Below are 18230 nucleotides of genomic sequence, written 5' to 3' on the forward strand. Positions count from 1 at the left end.
AGTGGCGCGTCCTGGAGGATTCGAACCTCCGACCGCCTGGTTCGTAGCCAGGTACTCTATCCAGCTGAGCTAAGGACGCGCAGATCTTCTTGCTAGGAAGTTGTGAAGTAAATCACATTCATTTCTTACGAAACAAAAAAAAGGCCGTCGGGCCAGTCAATGAATGGCGGTGAAGGAGGGATTCGAACCCTCGATACGGGATAAACCGTATACTCCCTTAGCAGGGGAGCGCCTTCAGCCTCTCGGCCACCTCACCGTTTTCATTGTTATATCTCAGAAGAGATATGGCGCGTCCTGGAGGATTCGAACCTCCGACCGCCTGGTTCGTAGCCAGGTACTCTATCCAGCTGAGCTAAGGACGCACTTTTTGTTGATAAATCAACGTTGCAAGAATGGCGGTGAAGGAGGGATTCGAACCCTCGATACGGGATAAACCGTATACTCCCTTAGCAGGGGAGCGCCTTCAGCCTCTCGGCCACCTCACCGTCTTGCGGAGGCACATATTACGTTTTACCGAAAATATGTCAAACACTTTCTTTGAAAAAAACGCAAAAATCGCTTAACCGATGCGGATTTAATCAAAGTGATTATTAAACAAACTTTATCACTCTATTATGATGAAAAAAAGAGAGTCTTCCCTTAAAAAATGACATTTTTTCGAAACTAAAAAGGCTAGCCATTCGGCTAGCCTTTTTCATTCAAACTAAGCTCTGTAAACAGGAGCGGCTTAGTAGTTACCTGAAGCAACGTTACCGTTGCCTTTTTCAGCTTGAATGCGCATGTAGATTTCTTCACGGTGAACAGAAACCTCTTTCGGAGCGTTAACGCCGATACGTACTTGGTTACCTTTAACACCTAGTACAGTTACAGTCACTTCATCACCAATCATAAGTGTTTCGCCTACGCGGCGAGTCAAAATTAGCATTCTTTGCTCCTTGAGTAATCTCTAAATTTTCTTGCTACAAAGCTATTATCCAACAAAAGTTATATTTTCGTAAACTACCTTGTTACCGAAAATTAGCCCAAAAAGGCATGTTTTTGCTGAATGTTTAATACTTCACTAGATGTAACGTAAGCATTATGAAGAATGTTTGCTGCTGCATCCACACTCTCAGGTGGTAAGACTAGCATCATAGTGAGTGCATTCGTTGAGCAGAAATTGATCGCAATATCTTGCTGTGCCAACAATTCACAGGCATGGTCAACCATTCCATTGGCTTCTAGCCCCACAGCGGTCAACAGGCTTACTACTTCACTATTACGGATTTTATCGCTGAACACCAGATCCAACTTGGCACATGCATCTTGTTTTATCATGATACCTGTTCGTTCTGTTTCCTCGATCACATTCCAAATGTCGATACCTAACATCTGACATTGCTTTGTAACGCTAGGCAAATGTTCGTCGTCAACTTCAATAATGGCAAGGTCACGTTGAATGGCTAGACCAGAGACGGCTTTTGAGCCTGACTCCCCTTTCACCAAACTGCCTTCATTCAGCTCAAATGTCGAAAGCACGCGCAGTGGGACATTATTCTTCCATGCATACTGCACAGAAGGTAGATGTAACACTTTCGCTCCACGGCTCGCCATCGCTTCCATTGAAGGAAAATCGATAACCGCCATCTTTTGAGCGTTTTTCACTACACGTGGATCACAAGTATATATACCATCAACGTCGGTAAAGATTTGACACTCATCCGCGCATAATGCGCCAGCCAGTGTCACTGCGCTCGTATCTGAGCCACCTCGACCTAATGTGGTGATATCCCCATTTTCATTCACACCTTGGAAGCCAGCTACGATGACGATTTGGTCTTGTTCAAGCAAATCCATAATCGTAGATGTATCAATGTGTTTAATCGTCGCGTCATTGTGTTGATTGTCCGTCACAATGTTCGCTTGTGCTCCGGTAAGTGAGCGCGCTGCATAACCCAATTTATTCAGAGTCATCGCCAGCAGTGCCATCGACACTTGCTCACCAGCAGAGAGCAAAACATCAAGTTCTCGAGCCGTTGGAACGCTATCTACTTGCTTAGCGAGATCCATTAGTCGATTTGTTTCGCCTGACATTGCAGACACAACAACGACAACTTGATTACCATCATTTTTCGCCTTAATGATGTGTTCAGCTACCTGGTGGATTCTTTCAATTGAACCCACTGAGGTTCCGCCAAACTTTTGCACGATAAGGGGCTTTTTCACCAGTCTTCACCTTCCCAAGACCAAAGTCTCATTAGGACCACTCATACTCCATTGAGATAAATTATATAAGCGGTAGTTACAACAAAAACCAAGCAGCGTAAATGACCTGGTTAAAATACGGTCAATTAAACCACTTGGTTACCATAAAAAAATTACGCTCAATCAAAGAAGCTTGATTGAGCGTAATTCATTATTTTAAAAGCTTATAGGCGTTCTTCTAGCCAAGGCTGTACTGACTGAATCGCCGCAGGCAGCGCGGCAACATCAGTACCACCCGCTTGCGCCATGTCAGGACGACCACCGCCTTTACCGCCAACTTGCTCAGCAACCATCTTAACTAGGTCACCTGCTTTCACTTTACCGATAAGGTCTTTGGTTACGCCTGCAATCAGACCGATCTTGTCATCGTTCACGTTAGCAAGAAGGATTACGCCGCTACCTACTTGGTTCTTGATGTCATCAACCATAGTACGTAGGTTCTTGTTATCTGCGCCTTCTAGAGCAGCGATCAGTACTTTAGTACCGTTGATGTCCTGAACTTTACCCATGATGTTTGCGCTTTCTGCCGCAGCCATCTTGTCTTTCAGTTTCTGGATTTCTTTCTCTAGAGATTTTGCTTTCTGCGCTGATTCAGCCAGTTTCTCTTCGTACTTAGCCGCTTGAGCTTCGATTGCGTCTAGCGCACCTTCACCCGTTACCGCTTCGATACGACGGATACCTGCTGCGATACCACCTTCAGATATGATCTTGAATAGACCGATATCACCTGTGTTTGAAGCGTGAATACCACCACAAAGTTCAGTAGAGAAGTCGCCCATAGACAGTACGCGTACTTCGTCGTCGTACTTCTCGCCAAATAGAGCCATTGCGCCTTTCTTCTTAGCAGACTCAATGTCCATCACGTTGGTTTCAATCGTATGGTTACGACGAATTTGCGCGTTAACTAGACGCTCAACTTCTTTCAGTTCAGCTGCAGTTACTGCTTCTAGGTGTGAGAAGTCGAAACGTAGGCTGTCAGCTTTCACTAGAGAGCCTTTCTGCGTTACGTGCTCACCAAGAACTTGGCGAAGAGCTGCGTGTAGTAAGTGCGTTGCTGAGTGGTTTAGAGAGATAGCTGCGCGACGCTCTGCATCTACGATAGTTGCTACTTCGTCGCCTTTCGCTAGAACGCCTTCTGCCATTACACCGTGGTGTGCGATTGCGTTACCTAGCTTTTGAGTGTCTTCAACACGGAATACACCAGCTTCAGTACGGATTTCACCAGCGTCACCACATTGACCGCCTGACTCTGCGTAGAATGGTGTTTCACCAAGTACGATGATTGCTTTGTCGCCTGCAGATAGAGATTCTACTTCGTTGCCTTCAACGAACATCGCCGCTACAGAGCTAGAGCCTTTAGTACCTGTGTAACCACAGAATTCTGTTTGCGTATCAACTTTGATTGCTGCGTTGTAGTCAGTACCGAAGTTACCAGCTTCACGCGCACGTTGACGCTGCTCTTCCATCGCTTTCTCGAAACCTTCTTCGTCGATAGCGAACTCACGCTCACGTGCAACGTCGTTAGTTAAGTCAGCTGGGAAGCCGTAAGTATCGTAAAGTTTAAATACGGTTTCGCCGTCTAGTACTTTACCGTCTAGGTTATCTAGTGCTTCGTTTAGAATCGCCATACCGCGCTCAAGTGTACGACCGAAGTTTTCTTCTTCGATACGCAGTACTTTTTCAACCACAGCTTGTTGACGCTTCAGCTCTTCACCAGCCGTGCCCATGATTTCCGCTAGTACACCAACCAGTTTGTGGAAGAATGCACCTTGTGCGCCCAGCTTGTTACCGTGACGAACTGCACGACGGATGATACGACGTAGAACGTAACCGCGGCCTTCGTTTGAAGGCATAACGCCATCAACGATCAGGAATGAACATGAACGGATGTGGTCAGCGATAACGCGTAGCGATTGGTTTGATAGATCTTCGTAGCCAATCACTTCAGCAGCAGCTTTGATAAGAGCTTGGAATACATCGATTTCGTAGTTTGAGTGAACGCCTTGCATGATTGCAGAGATACGCTCGATACCCATACCAGTATCTACCGATGGTTTTGGTAGCGGTTCCATAGTGCCGTCTGCGTGACGGTTGAACTGCATGAATACGTTGTTCCAGATCTCGATGAAACGGTCACCATCTTCTTCAGGTGTGCCAGGACGGCCACCCCAGATGTGCTCACCGTGATCGTAGAAGATTTCAGTACATGGGCCACAAGGACCCGTGTCACCCATTTGCCAGAAGTTATCTGACTCGTATGGTTTACCACCTTTCTTGTCGCCGATGCGAATAATGCGGTCTGCTGGAACACCTACTTTTTGGTTCCAGATATCGAATGCTTCGTCGTCTGTCTCGTAAACGGTTACAAGTAGACGGTCTGCTGGCAGCTTAAGGGTTACTGTTAGGAATTCCCAAGCGAACGCGATAGCGTCTTCTTTGAAGTAATCGCCAAAGCTGAAGTTACCTAGCATTTCAAAGAATGTGTGGTGACGAGCAGTGAAGCCAACGTTTTCCAGGTCGTTGTGTTTACCACCAGCACGTACACAACGTTGAGCCGTAGTCGCTCGAGTGTAGGCTCGTTTTTCTAAGCCTAAGAAACAATCTTTAAATTGGTTCATACCCGCGTTTGTGAACAGCAGGGTTGGGTCGTTATGTGGAACTAACGATGAACTTTCTACGATTTGGTGTCCTTTGCTCTCAAAGAACTTGAGGAACGCGTTACGAACCTCATCAGTGCTCATGTACATGCAGCTCTTCCTGAAAATAGTCGAGTTAGAATTTTGCCGTATTGTAGATCATGCAATCAGCTACGACTAGTTTTCTTGCGGAAAAGAGGCATTAGAAGAAAAAATTTGAAGCAAAACAAAAAACAGTGCGAACGAATGACCGTTAATCTTCGTCCTCAAAGCTCAGCGCGTAGCTGATTTGGTCAAAACTGTAGCCACGATATTGCAGAAATCGCACCTGTTTAGCGTACTCTTTCTGGTCTTTGGCTTTTATTCCTTTGAATTTCTTCTCAGCAGCCATTCTTGCCAGTTCAAACCAATCTTGGGGCTCTTCTGCCATCGCCATATCAATGATGGATTCTGCCACACGCTTTTGATTCAATTCTTGACGAATACGGCGCTCACCGTGACCTTTGTAAACATGTTGGCGCACTTGGCTTTTGGCATAACGCAGGTCATCTAAATAGTTGTGGTCGAGACAAAAATTAATGGCCGCTTCGATGTCTGCCTCTTCATACCCTTTTAGAGCCAGCTTTTGGTATAACTCGTATTGCCCATGGTCTCGACGGCTCAATAATTGGATAGCCGCTTCTTTGCTAGATAGAGTCGGTGCTTGACGCTTTTGGTACATGATGATCCTAAAACTGTTTTTGCTGTACAGGCTTTATAACAATCGCAGTAAATAACCGCTCACTCTAGCTTACCAATGCGCTAGTTCTGATCGCTTGCCTACCCTAATTGATATTAACCTAGCCTTTGTTTTTTGATTTTGATTTCAGCAGATACAACAAAGCCCCGCATAGCAGGGCTTTGTTCAATATGATTCAATCAGAAGATTAAAACTCTTCTTCTTGCTCTGATTTTTCACCCGATTCTGGTGCTTCAGGTAGTGCTGGTGAAAGTAGCATTTCACGCAGTCTAGCATCGATAGTTTTACCGATTTCTGGGTTTTCGCGTAGGTAGTTACAAGCGTTTGCTTTACCTTGGCCGATCTTGTCGCCTTGGTAGCTGTACCATGCACCCGCTTTTTCAACTAGCTTGTGCTTCACGCCTAGGTCAATCAGTTCGCCTTCGCGGTTGAAACCTTGGCCGTACATGATTTGCGTGTTTGCTTCTTTAAACGGTGCAGCAATCTTGTTCTTAACAACTTTGATGCGCGTTTCGTTACCTACTACTTCGTCACCTTCTTTGATTGCGCCAGTACGACGGATATCTAGACGAACAGAAGCGTAGAACTTAAGTGCGTTACCACCAGTCGTTGTTTCTGGGTTACCGAACATCACACCAATCTTCATACGGATTTGGTTGATGAAGATACACATACAGTTAGATTGCTTTAGGTTACCCGTTAGCTTACGCATCGCTTGAGAAAGCATACGTGCTTGAAGACCCATGTGGCTGTCGCCCATTTCGCCTTCAATTTCTGCTTTTGGTGTTAGTGCTGCAACTGAGTCGACTACCATAACGTCAATCGCACCAGAGCGTGCAAGTGCGTCACAGATTTCTAGCGCTTGCTCACCAGTGTCTGGCTGAGAAACCAATAGTGCATCGATATCAACGCCAAGTTTCTTTGCGTATACAGGATCTAGAGCGTGCTCTGCATCGATAAACGCACAAGTTTTGCCTTCGCGTTGCGCAGCAGCAATAAGTTCAAGAGTTAGCGTTGTTTTACCTGAAGATTCTGGACCGTAGATTTCTACGATACGACCCATTGGTAGACCACCAGCACCCAAAGCGATATCAAGAGAAAGAGAACCCGTTGAGATGGTTTCTACGTCCATTGCGCGGTTATCACCAAGGCGCATGATAGAGCCTTTACCGAATTGCTTTTCAATTTGACCTAGCGCAGCGGCGAGCGCTTTCTGTTTGTTCTCGTCCATTACTTTCTCCGATTTATTCATCTTCTTTGGGCGACGAATAGTAATTCATTTTTCTTAAGCAGAAGAACTGCTCAGCAATGAAAGTTATTATACTGTTGATTCATACAGTGTCTATACCTGTATGAAAAAAATTTGGCTGACCTAAAGCTGTGATTTGCTCTAGCCCTTATCAACGCTGGGCTAAGACAATTTCACAAATTCTAAATCAGATGTTGATGCAATTGAGTCAGTGCATGCTCGACCGCTTTTTTGCGAACTTCTGCACGGTCACCAGTAAAATTCATGGTTTCTACTTGCTGCCAATTTTGATTATCAGCAAAAGCAAAGCAGACCGTTCCGACAGGTTTCTCTTCACTGCCTCCTCCCGGACCAGCAATACCACTGATGGATACGCCGATGGTCGCGTTGGAGTTTTTAATTGCCCCCTGCACCATTTCAATCACAACAGGCTCACTCACTGCACCGTGCGCTTCTAACGTTGAAGCTTGTACACCAAGCATCTCCATTTTGGCTTCATTACTGTAAGTAACGAACGCGCGATCAAACCACGCAGAACTACCAGCAATGTCAGTAATAGCGGTTGCGACACCACCACCCGTGCATGATTCTGCGGTGGTTAAAACATGTCCATGCTTAGCCAATAATGCGCCTAGATCGGCACTCAATTTTGTTGCTCTTTCCATAGCCAAAAATGCCCTTTGTCTCTTTTTACTTGATAGGGATTCACGTATCCTAAGCCGCTACGGAAATAAACAAAAGTACTTACCTGTGAAAGCTGAACAAAAACATACTCCGATGATGCAGCAATATCTCAAGCTAAAGGCTGAGAACCCAGAAATCTTGCTGTTCTATCGCATGGGCGACTTCTACGAACTCTTCTACGACGATGCAAAACGTGCATCTCAATTGTTAGATATCTCGTTGACCAAACGCGGTGCATCGGCAGGTGAACCAATTCCTATGGCTGGCGTCCCATTCCACGCTGTTGAAGGTTATCTGGCTAAACTTGTTCAACTAGGTGAGTCTGTTGCAATCTGTGAACAGATTGGCGACCCAGCGACAAGCAAAGGTCCGGTTGAACGTAAAGTAGTGCGTATCGTCACTCCAGGCACGGTGACCGACGAAGCACTGTTGTCTGAGCGTATCGACAACCTGATTGCAGCGATTTACCAACACAATGGTAAGTTCGGTTACGCGACATTGGATGTGACTTCGGGTCGTTTCCAGCTAGTCGAGCCAGAAACCGAAGAAGCAATGGCTGCTGAGTTGCAGCGCACGGCACCCCGCGAATTACTCTTCCCTGAAGATTTTGAAGCAGTTCACCTCATGTCTAGCCGCAACGGCAACCGTCGTCGCCCAGTCTGGGAATTTGAACTAGATACCGCTAAGCAGCAGTTGAACCAACAATTTGGTACGCGCGATTTGGTGGGTTTTGGTGTTGAGCACGCTTCACTGGGCCTGTGTGCTGCGGGTTGTTTGATTCAGTACGTGAAAGATACTCAGCGTACTGCCTTACCGCACATTCGTTCATTGACGTTTGATCGCCAAGATCACTCGGTCATTCTTGATGCGGCTACACGTCGTAACTTAGAGCTGACGCAAAACCTATCAGGCGGCACTGATAACACGCTAGCTGAAGTGCTCGATCACTGTGCGACCCCAATGGGCAGCCGTATGCTGAAACGTTGGTTGCATCAGCCAATGCGCTGTGTCGATACTCTCAACAACCGTCTTGATGCGATTGGTGAAATCAAAGACCAAAGCTTGTTTACCGACATTCAACCGATCTTCAAACAGATTGGTGATATTGAACGTATCCTTGCTCGTTTGGCGCTTCGCTCGGCACGTCCGCGCGATATGGCTCGCTTACGTCATGCGATGCAGCAGTTGCCAGAGTTGGAAGCCGTCACTTCTTCTCTAGCTCACCCATACCTTAAAAAGCTGGCTCAATTTGCTGCGCCAATGGATGAGGTATGTGACTTACTTGAGCGCGCAATCAAAGAAAACCCACCTGTGGTGATTCGCGAGGGTGGCGTGATTGCAGAAGGCTACAATGCGGAACTTGATGAATGGCGCAAGCTTGCAGACGGCGCAACCGAGTATCTTGAAAAGCTCGAAGCAGACGAACGTGAACGTCATGGTATCGACACTCTAAAAGTTGGCTACAACGCTGTACACGGTTTCTTCATTCAGGTTAGTCGTGGTCAAAGCCATTTGGTTCCACCACACTATGTACGTCGCCAAACGCTGAAAAACGCAGAACGCTACATCATTCCTGAGTTGAAAGAGCACGAAGACAAGGTACTAAACTCTAAGTCAAAAGCGCTAGCTGTTGAGAAAAAACTGTGGGAAGAGCTGTTTGATTTGTTGATGCCAAACCTTGAGAAGATGCAAAACCTTGCTTCGGCGATTTCTCAGTTGGACGTACTACAAAACCTAGCCGAGCGTGCAGATTCACTTGATTACTGTCGCCCAACATTGGACAAAGAAGCAGGCATTAGCATTCAAGCAGGTCGTCACCCTGTCGTGGAGCAAGTGACAAGCGAACCATTTATCGCGAACCCTATTGAGCTAAGCTCAAACCGTAAGATGCTGATCATCACCGGTCCAAACATGGGCGGTAAATCGACCTATATGCGCCAGACTGCGTTGATTGCTTTGATGGCTCACATTGGTTCATACGTACCTGCAGAATCAGCTCATATCGGTTCTTTGGATCGCATCTTTACCCGTATCGGTGCATCTGATGATTTGGCATCTGGCCGTTCAACCTTCATGGTAGAAATGACTGAAACAGCCAACATCCTTCACAACGCGACCAAGAACAGCTTGGTACTAATGGATGAAATCGGTCGCGGTACCAGTACTTACGATGGTCTGTCTTTAGCATGGGCAAGTGCAGAATGGCTTGCAACTCAGATTGGGGCAATGACGCTATTCGCAACGCACTACTTCGAACTGACTGAGCTGCCAAACTTACTGCCAAATCTAGCCAACGTTCACCTTGATGCGGTAGAACACGGTGACAGCATTGCTTTTATGCACGCGGTACAAGAAGGCGCGGCAAGCAAGTCTTATGGTTTAGCGGTTGCTGGTCTAGCGGGCGTTCCAAAACCAGTCATCAAGAATGCGCGTCACAAACTGTCACAGCTTGAGCAATTAGGTCAAGGAACTGACTCACCTCGTCCGAATACTGTTGATGTGGCAAACCAACTTAGTCTGATCCCAGAACCAAGCGATGTTGAACAAGCATTGTCGAACATCGATCCTGACGATCTAACACCGCGTCAGGCACTGGAAGAGCTATATCGCTTGAAGAAGATGCTCTAGTTTCTGTACTGACACAGTAAAAAGCAAAAAGGCTATGGTCACCCATAGCCTTTTGTTTATTCTGAACTCGCTTTTAAAGCTGACTTGTTTAGTCGTCTTCAACGTTAAACAGGTTTTCCATGTTTAAACCTTGCTTAATCAAGATCTCGCGTAGTCGACGTAAACCTTCCACTTGGATCTGACGAACACGTTCGCGTGTTAGTCCGATTTCACGTCCCACTTCTTCAAGCGTTGATGGCTCGTAACCAAGCAGACCAAAACGACGTGCCAGCACTTCTTTCTGTTTTGGATTCAGCTCTTCTAGCCAATGGATCAATGAAGATTTGATGTCATCGTCTTGAGTGGAAACTTCAGGATCCGAGTTGTTTGCATCAGGAATGATATCCAATAGCGCTTTCTCGCCGTCACCACCGATTGGTGTGTCAACAGAACTGATGCGCTCATTGAGGCGTAGCATTTTGCTTACGTCTTCTACTGGGATATCTAACTGTGCAGCGATCTCTTCTGCTGTTGGTTCATGGTCGAGCTTCTGAGAAAGTTCACGCGCAGTACGCAGATAAATGTTCAGCTCTTTAACCACATGAATTGGCAGACGGATCGTACGAGTTTGGTTCATCAACGCACGTTCGATCGTTTGGCGAATCCACCACGTCGCGTAAGTTGAGAAACGGAAACCGCGTTCTGGATCAAACTTCTCGACCGCACGGATCAAACCTAGGTTACCTTCTTCGATGAGATCAAGAAGTGCGAGACCACGGTTGCTGTATCGACGAGAGATTTTCACTACAAGACGCAAGTTACTTTCGATCATACGCTTGCGAGCAGCTTCATCGCCACGCAGCGCACGTCGAGCATAAAGTACTTCTTCTTCTGCAGTTAGTAGTGGTGAGAAACCAATTTCGCCCAAGTAGAGCTGTGTTGCATCTAAGCTCTTACTGCTCGCGTCAAATTCTTCGCGCGCCGCTGATTTGGTTCCAGTAGATGTTTTTGCAGGTTCGTTTGAAATGCCTTCCGATTGTGCATTGTCGTAGTCGAACTCTTCAACTTTGGTTACTGTGTTGCTGATACTCATAACGCCTCCCCCTGGCGAGTTAGCAAGACATGACAACTCAATATGCCGCTAAATGATGTCGCAAGTTGTTATTCAAAGTTTTACGGTAAATAGCGCTTTGGATTCACTGATTTACCTTGATAACGAATTTCAAAATGTAGTTTGACGGATTTAGCACCTGAACTACCCATGGTTGCTATTTTTTGTCCGCTCTTAACACTTTGTCCTTCTGATACCAGCAGTCTGTCGTTGTGTGCGTATGCGCTTAAATAATTGTCGTTATGCTTCACTATAATTAGGTTGCCATAACCTCGTAGCGCATTACCCGAATAAACGACGGTGCCAGCTGCGGTTGAAACGATAGGTTGACCACGCTGTCCTGCGATGTCGATACCTTTATTTCCTTGTTCTCCCGCTGAGAAGTTACTGATTACTCTCCCTTTTGTCGGCCATAACCACTTCGAGACTTTTTCATTTTTCGCGGTGGTTGTTGGTGGTTTCGGTTTAACATTCTGATTACCTTTTGACCCAACATACTCCTTTGGTTTGGATTGTTCAACCTTCTTTGGCGGTTGTTTTTGTGCAACCTGAGTCGTAGTTGTCTTAGGTTTCTGAGTAGAGCTTTTACTTGAATTTGACACCTTTGACGTTGTTGATGTTTTAGTCACCGGAGCAGGTTTTGCTGCAACAACAGGAGCGACAACGGGTTCCACTTTGTGACCATATTTAGGCGCCACATATTTTGGAGCCCAAAGTTTCAACCTCTGACCCGGAAAAATCGTGTAAGGAGCAGACAATTCATTGTAACGAACTAGATCATTTACATTCTTATCTGTGACGTAGGCTATAAAATAAAGGGTATCACCTTTCTTTACTTCGTAATAACTCCCTCTATAACTACCACGCTCAACCGTCGAGTAATCTTTATTTAGGCTTGAAACAGGTGCAGGTGAATGAGCCGCACAACCAACAAGTCCCGCAGCCAACAAACAGCTAATAACAAAACGATGTAATAACTTCTTCACCTAGTCTTTAACCTTTAAGCTAAATCACCTGCAACTAGTGGCACAAATCTTACCATTTCTACCACAGTCGACAGATATTGTTCACCCTGACGTTCAATTTTTAATAGTTGTTGCTCATCGTCACCCACCGGAATGACCATCTTTCCGCCTTCTTTTAGCTGCGATAAAAGTGCTTGGGGAACACTCTCTGCGGCGGCAGTGACGATAATCGCATCGAAAGGACCTTTGCCTTCCCAACCAAGCCAACCATCACCATGTTTAGTCGATACATTATAAATATCGAGTTGTTTCAGACGGCGCTTCGCATCCCATTGCAAGGATTTGATGCGTTCAACGGAATAAACATGATCGACAATCTGAGCGAGGACAGCGGTTTGGTAACCTGAGCCGGTACCAATTTCTAATACATTGCTGTTCGGCTTTAGATCCAACAGTTCTGTCATTTTCGCGACGATGTAAGGTTGAGAAATAGTTTGTCCCTGACCAATCGGCAACGCATTGTTGTCGTATGCTTGGTGCATCATCGCTTGTGAGACAAAACTCTCACGTGGCAAACGATAAATTGCATCCAACACGCGTTGATCACTGATGCCACTGGAGATAAGAAACGCTATCAACCTGTCAGCATGTGGGTTACTCATTAATTCTCTTCCTTTAACCAACTATCCATTGCACGTAATGACTCATGAGCTGTTAAGTCGACTTGTAGCGGCGTGATTGAAACAAAGCCATGTTCAATCGCATAAAAGTCTGTACCAATACCAGCATCTTGCTCTTTACCCGGAGGGCCGAGCCAATAAATATCATGTCCGCGCGGATCTTTCTGCTTGATCATATTCTCAGCGTGATGACGAGCACCTAAGCGAGTCACTTCAATCTCCCCAAGCTCTTCAAATGGAAGATCGGGCACGTTTACATTCAATAATCGGTTAGTTGGGATCGGACGAACCAAGTGTTGCTCAACCAGCTGACGCGCAACTTTCGCAGCAGATTCAAAATGCTGTTTGCCGACGAGGGAGAAAGCAATGGCCTGTACACCAAGGAAGTGCCCTTCCATCGCCGCAGCGACTGTACCAGAGTACAGCACGTCGTCACCTAAGTTGGCACCATGATTGATGCCTGACAGCACGAGGTCTGGCAGGTCATCTTTCATCAACTCATTCAGCGCGAAGTGGACACAGTCAGTTGGCGTCCCCTGCACAGAGAAGGTTTTCGGCGCAATCTCAGTAACGCGTAGTGGCTGCTCCAACGTGAGCGAGTTAGAAGCACCTGAACGGTTTCTGTCTGGTGCTACGATTGTCACTTCAGCAATGCTTCTTAGCTCATCAGCAAGCGCATGAATTCCCTGAGCATGAACACCGTCATCATTACTGAGCAGTATTCTTAATGGCTTCGCGTTGTGTGAATCCATTTCCATTAATATTCTCTTTCTACCTTTTCTTCGATAACCAATTCGCGCACGATTGAAGTCGCAAAGGAGCCCGCATCCAGCGAGAACGTCATTGTGATATTGTTACCATCGACAGTCCAAGCTAAGTCTTGTGGCTTGAGTGCGATATCACGGCGGTCATGACGCATACGGTTACCGCGAATCAGTGCCATCAAATCTGGTTCTTCATCTAAGAACGGCTGCTCTAAGGTTAGCGCATCCGCTTGAGTCGGTAGTGCGTTATCGCCTGCCAGTGCAGCAGTGATCGCCACTTCACCTTGAGCAAACTGTGCTTGTAGCTCCGCCATGTTACTTGCATCAACCAACTGAGTGCCAGAAGCTGTCTGCGCCACATCACCGTCGATAAACTTATCAAACACACCATTCTCTAGGCGAGCTGAAACAATACGGTTAAAGATCCACGAGCGAGCCGCTGACAAGTACATGCTGCGCTTATTTTGGTTGCGGGTACGAACGTTCTCGCGTCCCCATCGACGTGCTTCTTCAAGGTTGTTGCCATCGTTACCAAAACGCTGACTACCAAAGTAGTTTGGCACACCCACTTGTTTCACTTTTTCAAGACGTTGCTCAACATCCGCTACATCTGTCACTTCAGACAAAGTAACCACGAACTCGTTCCCTACTAAGTCACCAGGACGCAGTTTTTTGTTGTGACGATCTGTTGCAAGGATTTCGATGCTCGGGTATTGCGCCAAAAATGCTGAAAAGTCTGGTGTTTCACCTTTTGGTAAATGAACGCTTAGCCACTGTTCAGTCACAGCATGACGGTCTTTAAGACCTGCCCAGCTGACGTCTTTCGACTTAACACCACAGGCTTTAGCTAACTCGTTAGCAACAAAGCTGGTGTTCTCGCCGGTTTTACGGATACGAACCATTAAGTGCTCGCCTTCACCCGTAAAGGCAAAACCTAAATCTTCGCGAACCTGGAAGTGCTCTGGTTGCGCTTTGATTTTTGCAGATGCAACTGGCTTACCTGTTAGGTAAGCCAATGAAGATAAAATGTCTGACATGATGTGTTTCCGCTGATATCACAGCTTAGAGGAGCAAATTGCTAGTTATTGCTTAAACAGAAGTACAACTGCTTCCGTTGCAATGCCTTCTTTGCGTCCAGTAAAACCAAGACGTTCTGTCGTCGTCGCTTTTACGTTAATATTGTTAATGTCGGTTTCCAAGTCTTCGGCAATCGCTGCGCACATAGCTTCAATGTACGGAGCCATCTTAGGCGCTTGTGCAATGATAGTGATGTCAGCATTACCAAGTCGGTAGCCTTGTTCTTTGACTCGACGGTATACGTCTTTCAATAATTCACGGCTATCCGCGCCTTTCCATTTATCGTCGGTATCAGGGAAGTGACGACCAATATCACCTGCAGCGATCGCTCCTAACAAAGCATCACTCAATGCATGCAGTGCGACATCACCATCAGAATGAGCAATCAAACCTTGTTCGTAAGGAATCGCTACACCACCGATGATTACCGGACCTTCACCGCCGAATTTATGTACGTCGAAACCATGACCAATTCGAATCATTTTTTATCCTTTCTTTATTCGCCGCGCTCACGGCTTAGATAAAACTCGGCTAACGCAAGATCTTCTGGCTGAGTAATTTTTATATTATTCGCATTCCCTTGAACAAGTGCCGGCTTTTCGCCTAACCATTCCAAAGCTGAGGCTTCATCAGTGATGGTTGCACCTTGTTCTAACGCGTCAGCCAGTGCTTGAGTAAGCTGCTGAGTTTTAAACATTTGTGGAGTCAATGCATGCCACAATGCTTCTCTATCTACCGTATGATCGATATCTTGTGCCACGTTTGCTCGCTTCATTGTGTCTCTCACTGGAGAGGCAAGGATGCCACCTGTTGGGTGTGCGCTACAAACGTCGATCAAATGGTCAATATCGGATGTGAGTACACATGGCCTTGCTGCGTCGTGAACTAAAACCCACTCGCTCTCAAGATGTGTACTTACATAGTTTAGCCCTGAAAGCACAGAGTCTGCCCTTTCTTTACCACCAGCCACACGAATCACGTCTGGGTGATGGGCAATGGACAGTTCAGGGTAGTATGGGTCACCGTCGGTAATAGCCACGACAACCTTAGAAATTTTGGGGTGAGAAAGCAGTTTTTCCACGGTATGTTCCAATACCGCTTTGCCGTCAATCAACAGGTACTGTTTTGGACGGTCTGCCTTCATTCGACTACCAACGCCAGCAGCTGGCACGATAGCAATATGAGATGGTGAAGTATCCAACATCTTATTGTTCATCCTCACCTACGATTCGGTAGAAGGTTTCGCCATCTTTGACCAAACCAAGTTCGTGACGCGCACGTTCTTCGATCGCATCAAGACCTTGTCGTAAGTCATCAATCTCAGCGAACATCTCGTTATTACGAGCTTGCAGCTTGCTGTTTACTTGCTGCTGCACTTCAATTTCATCTTCTACTGTGTAGTAGTCAGACACCCCGTTTTTGCCAAACCAAAGGGTATATTGAAGCCAGCCAAACAGTAACGTAAGGGCTATAACAAAGATTCGCATATCGTTGCTAACATTCTGTACCGGAAGGGATTAGATAAGGTGACATATATAGCATAAATGCGTGGTTGGCTCTAGGGCAGAAAAAGAGACTCACACGCTCCTTACAGGAAAAAAGCAGCAAAATGAAACAAAGAGACTTCCCTACCCTCTCCATCCTCGTTCTATCGAATGACAAATGAACGTGAGCAAAAGACATCAAAAAGCAAAGCCTGTTCTCATATATCCAAGTGAACTCCCTCGAAGAGCCAAGTCCACTCACACCTTTCGAAGCGAAGCGTTCCCATATGTCAGATACAAAAACACCCCGCCAAGGCAGGGTGTTTTTAAGAGCTTTAAATTAAGCCGTTAACCCAGTGAAGGATTAAGCTTGACCTTTAACTTCTTTGAGACCGCTTCCTTGAAACATGGAGGAGCGCGCTCACTTAGAGCTTCCGCCATATAAAAAAACGCCCCGCAAGTGCGAGGCGTTTTCAAAAGCTTTAAGTTAAGCGGTTAATTCAATTAAGAATTAAGCTTGATCTTTAACTTCTTTAAGGCCGCTTCCTTGAAACATGGAGGAGCGCGCTCACCTAGAGCTTCCGTCATATAAAAAACGCCCCGCAAGCGCGAGGCGTTTTCAAAAGCTTTAAGTTAAGCGGTTAATTCAGTTAAGAATTAAGCTTGACCTTTAACTTCTTTAAGACCGTTGAAAGGAGCGCGCTCACCTAGAGCTTCCTCGATACGGATTAGTTGGTTGTACTTAGCAACACGGTCAGAACGGCTCATAGAACCAGTTTTGATTTGACCTGCAGCTGTACCTACCGCTAGGTCAGCGATAGTTGCATCTTCAGTTTCGCCAGAACGGTGAGAGATTACTGCTGTGTAACCTGCGTCTTTAGCCATCTTGATTGCAGCTAGAGTCTCAGTTAGAGAACCGATTTGGTTGAACTTGATAAGGATAGAGTTAGCTACGCCTTTCTCGATACCTTCAGCAAGGATCTTAGTGTTAGTAACGAATAGGTCGTCACCTACTAGTTGAAGCTTGTCACCTAGTAGTTCAGTTTGGTGCTTGAAGCCAGCCCAATCAGACTCGTCTAGACCGTCTTCGATAGAAACGATTGGGAATTGGTTAGCTAGCTCAGCTAGGTAGTGGTTGAACTCTTCAGAAGTGAAAGTTTTACCTTCGCCTTTCATGTTGTAGATGCCAGCTTCTTTGTCGAAGAACTCAGATGCAGCACAGTCCATAGCTAGAGTAACGTCTTTACCTAGTTCGTAACCAGCAGCTGCAACAGCTTCTGCGATAACTTCTAGAGCTTCAGCGTTAGACTTAAGGTTAGGAGCGAAACCACCTTCGTCACCAACTGCAGTGCTGTAGCCTTTAGACTTAAGAACTTTAGCTAGGTTGTGGAATACTTCAGCACCGATACGTAGACCTTCTTTAAGAGTCTTAGCACCAACTGGTTGGATCATGAACTCTTGGATGTCAACGTTGTTGTCTGCGTGCTCACCACCGTTGATGATGTTCATCATTGGTAGAGGCATAGAGAACTGACCAGCTGTGCCATTTAGCTCAGCGATGTGCTCGTATAGAGGCATGCCTTTAGCTGCTGCTGCAGCTTTAGCGTTTGCTAGAGAAACAGCTAGGATAGCGTTCGCACCGAACTTAGATTTGTTTTCAGTGCCGTCTAGTTCGATCATTACTGCGTCGATTGCAGCTTGGTCTTTAGCGTCTTTGCCAACTAGAGCTTCAGCGATTGCGCCGTTTACAGCTTCAACAGCTTTAAGAACACCTTTACCTAGGAAACGTGCTTTGTCACCGTCACGTAGCTCAAGAGCTTCGCGAGAACCAGTAGATGCGCCAGATGGAGCTGCTGCCATACCTACGAAACCGCCTTCTAGGTGTACTTCAGCTTCTACAGTTGGGTTACCACGTGAGTCGATGATTTCACGACCTAGAACTTTAACGATCTTAGACATTAATGTTTCCTCTCGTTTCAAATATAAATGT

At 46.2% G+C, this 18230-nt stretch carries 16 protein-coding genes and 4 tRNA genes; 1 reads left to right on the plus strand and 19 read right to left on the minus strand.

The genetic code is table 11. From position 1 onward, the window contains the following. Nucleotides 1-2 precede the first annotated feature (2 nt). The 10 genes from H735_RS00005 to pncC all read right to left on the minus strand — a co-directional run bounded on the left by H735_RS00005 (nt 3) and on the right by pncC (nt 7533). A tRNA-Arg gene (locus tag H735_RS00005) sits at nt 3-79 on the minus strand. Nucleotides 80-164: 85 nt separating this feature from the next. Continuing rightward, nucleotides 165-256 (minus strand) — tRNA-Ser (locus H735_RS00010). Nucleotides 257-285: 29 nt separating this feature from the next. After that, a tRNA-Arg gene (locus H735_RS00015) sits at nt 286-362 on the minus strand. Between the two features lie 31 nt (nt 363-393). Continuing rightward, nucleotides 394-485, minus strand: a tRNA-Ser gene (locus H735_RS00020). A 242-nt stretch (nt 486-727) separates the two neighbouring features. Then, on the minus strand, nt 728-925 hold the full coding sequence (gene csrA / locus H735_RS00025) for a carbon storage regulator CsrA (RefSeq protein ID WP_004415691.1): 198 nt from the start codon (nt 923-925) through the stop codon (nt 728-730). Nucleotides 926-1017: 92 nt separating this feature from the next. After that, entirely contained in the window at nt 1018-2205 is a 1188-nt protein-coding gene (locus H735_RS00030; RefSeq protein WP_020196183.1) for an aspartate kinase, read from the minus strand. A gap of 203 nt (nt 2206-2408) precedes the next feature. Continuing rightward, nucleotides 2409-4991, minus strand: a complete 2583-nt coding sequence (alaS, locus tag H735_RS00035) for an alanine--tRNA ligase (RefSeq protein ID WP_020196182.1) — start codon at nt 4989-4991, stop codon at nt 2409-2411. Between the two features lie 142 nt (nt 4992-5133). Then, entirely contained in the window at nt 5134-5601 is a 468-nt protein-coding gene (recX, locus tag H735_RS00040; protein ID WP_005425358.1) for a recombination regulator RecX, read from the minus strand. A 205-nt stretch (nt 5602-5806) separates the two neighbouring features. Further along, nucleotides 5807-6850 (minus strand): recombinase RecA, encoded by a 1044-nt coding sequence (recA, locus tag H735_RS00045; RefSeq protein WP_020196181.1) that lies wholly within the window; start codon nt 6848-6850, stop codon nt 5807-5809. A gap of 200 nt (nt 6851-7050) precedes the next feature. Further along, the gene (gene pncC, locus H735_RS00050; RefSeq protein ID WP_020196180.1) at nt 7051-7533 is read right to left on the minus strand and encodes a nicotinamide-nucleotide amidase; all 483 of its coding nucleotides are present in this window, start codon (nt 7531-7533) and stop codon (nt 7051-7053) included. A gap of 85 nt (nt 7534-7618) precedes the next feature. Between pncC and mutS the strand changes: the two genes are divergently transcribed. Beyond that, complete coding sequence (gene mutS / locus H735_RS00055) at nt 7619-10180, plus strand: DNA mismatch repair protein MutS (RefSeq protein ID WP_020196179.1); 2562 nt, start codon at nt 7619-7621, stop codon at nt 10178-10180. Nucleotides 10181-10268: 88 nt separating this feature from the next. On the opposite strand, the gene rpoS is transcribed toward mutS, so the two are convergent. The 9 genes from rpoS to eno all read right to left on the minus strand — a co-directional run bounded on the left by rpoS (nt 10269) and on the right by eno (nt 18199). After that, the gene (gene rpoS / locus H735_RS00060) at nt 10269-11252 is read right to left on the minus strand and encodes an RNA polymerase sigma factor RpoS (protein WP_009707587.1); all 984 of its coding nucleotides are present in this window, start codon (nt 11250-11252) and stop codon (nt 10269-10271) included. Between the two features lie 80 nt (nt 11253-11332). Next, nucleotides 11333-12256: a peptidoglycan DD-metalloendopeptidase family protein gene (locus H735_RS00065; RefSeq protein WP_020196178.1), complete on the minus strand. Its 924-nt coding sequence runs from the start codon at nt 12254-12256 to the stop codon at nt 11333-11335. A gap of 14 nt (nt 12257-12270) precedes the next feature. Next, complete coding sequence (locus H735_RS00070; RefSeq protein WP_020196177.1) at nt 12271-12897, minus strand: protein-L-isoaspartate(D-aspartate) O-methyltransferase; 627 nt, start codon at nt 12895-12897, stop codon at nt 12271-12273. Next, nucleotides 12897-13673, minus strand: a complete 777-nt coding sequence (surE, locus tag H735_RS00075; RefSeq protein WP_005436425.1) for a 5'/3'-nucleotidase SurE — start codon at nt 13671-13673, stop codon at nt 12897-12899. The genes H735_RS00070 and surE overlap by 1 nt, the downstream gene beginning before the upstream one ends. Further along, nucleotides 13673-14716: a tRNA pseudouridine(13) synthase TruD gene (gene truD / locus H735_RS00080; protein WP_020196176.1), complete on the minus strand. Its 1044-nt coding sequence runs from the start codon at nt 14714-14716 to the stop codon at nt 13673-13675. Before truD ends, surE begins: the two co-directional genes overlap by 1 nt. A gap of 45 nt (nt 14717-14761) precedes the next feature. Next, nucleotides 14762-15238, minus strand: coding sequence for a 2-C-methyl-D-erythritol 2,4-cyclodiphosphate synthase (gene ispF / locus H735_RS00085; protein WP_009707591.1), 477 nt, complete (start codon nt 15236-15238; stop codon nt 14762-14764). A 14-nt stretch (nt 15239-15252) separates the two neighbouring features. Beyond that, nucleotides 15253-15960, minus strand: a complete 708-nt coding sequence (ispD, locus tag H735_RS00090) for a 2-C-methyl-D-erythritol 4-phosphate cytidylyltransferase (protein WP_027726689.1) — start codon at nt 15958-15960, stop codon at nt 15253-15255. 1 nt (nt 15961) lies between these two features. Next, the gene (ftsB, locus tag H735_RS00095) at nt 15962-16243 is read right to left on the minus strand and encodes a cell division protein FtsB (RefSeq protein ID WP_005436434.1); all 282 of its coding nucleotides are present in this window, start codon (nt 16241-16243) and stop codon (nt 15962-15964) included. Nucleotides 16244-16897: 654 nt separating this feature from the next. Next, the gene (eno, locus tag H735_RS00100; RefSeq protein ID WP_005425372.1) at nt 16898-18199 is read right to left on the minus strand and encodes a phosphopyruvate hydratase; all 1302 of its coding nucleotides are present in this window, start codon (nt 18197-18199) and stop codon (nt 16898-16900) included. Between the last annotated feature and the right edge of the window lie 31 nt (nt 18200-18230).

This window comes from Vibrio owensii CAIM 1854 = LMG 25443, from assembly GCF_000817815.1.
Taxonomy (GTDB): domain Bacteria; phylum Pseudomonadota; class Gammaproteobacteria; order Enterobacterales; family Vibrionaceae; genus Vibrio; species Vibrio owensii.

Excerpts from the sequence above, each read along its gene's own strand:
- csrA (WP_004415691.1), bottom strand. The coding sequence starts at position 925 with ATGCTAATTTTGACTCGCCGCGTAGGCGAAACACTTATGATTGGTGAT.
- alaS (WP_020196182.1), bottom strand. The coding sequence starts at position 4,991 with ATGTACATGAGCACTGATGAGGTTCGTAACGCGTTCCTCAAGTTCTTT.
- recX (WP_005425358.1), bottom strand. The coding sequence starts at position 5,601 with ATGTACCAAAAGCGTCAAGCACCGACTCTATCTAGCAAAGAAGCGGCT.
- recA (WP_020196181.1), bottom strand. The coding sequence starts at position 6,850 with ATGGACGAGAACAAACAGAAAGCGCTCGCCGCTGCGCTAGGTCAAATT.
- pncC (WP_020196180.1), bottom strand. The coding sequence starts at position 7,533 with ATGGAAAGAGCAACAAAATTGAGTGCCGATCTAGGCGCATTATTGGCT.
- rpoS (WP_009707587.1), bottom strand. The coding sequence starts at position 11,252 with ATGAGTATCAGCAACACAGTAACCAAAGTTGAAGAGTTCGACTACGAC.
- H735_RS00070 (WP_020196177.1), bottom strand. The coding sequence starts at position 12,897 with ATGAGTAACCCACATGCTGACAGGTTGATAGCGTTTCTTATCTCCAGT.
- surE (WP_005436425.1), bottom strand. The coding sequence starts at position 13,673 with ATGGAAATGGATTCACACAACGCGAAGCCATTAAGAATACTGCTCAGT.
- truD (WP_020196176.1), bottom strand. The coding sequence starts at position 14,716 with ATGTCAGACATTTTATCTTCATTGGCTTACCTAACAGGTAAGCCAGTT.
- ispF (WP_009707591.1), bottom strand. The coding sequence starts at position 15,238 with ATGATTCGAATTGGTCATGGTTTCGACGTACATAAATTCGGCGGTGAA.
- ispD (WP_027726689.1), bottom strand. The coding sequence starts at position 15,960 with ATGTTGGATACTTCACCATCTCATATTGCTATCGTGCCAGCTGCTGGC.
- ftsB (WP_005436434.1), bottom strand. The coding sequence starts at position 16,243 with ATGCGAATCTTTGTTATAGCCCTTACGTTACTGTTTGGCTGGCTTCAA.
- eno (WP_005425372.1), bottom strand. The coding sequence starts at position 18,199 with ATGTCTAAGATCGTTAAAGTTCTAGGTCGTGAAATCATCGACTCACGT.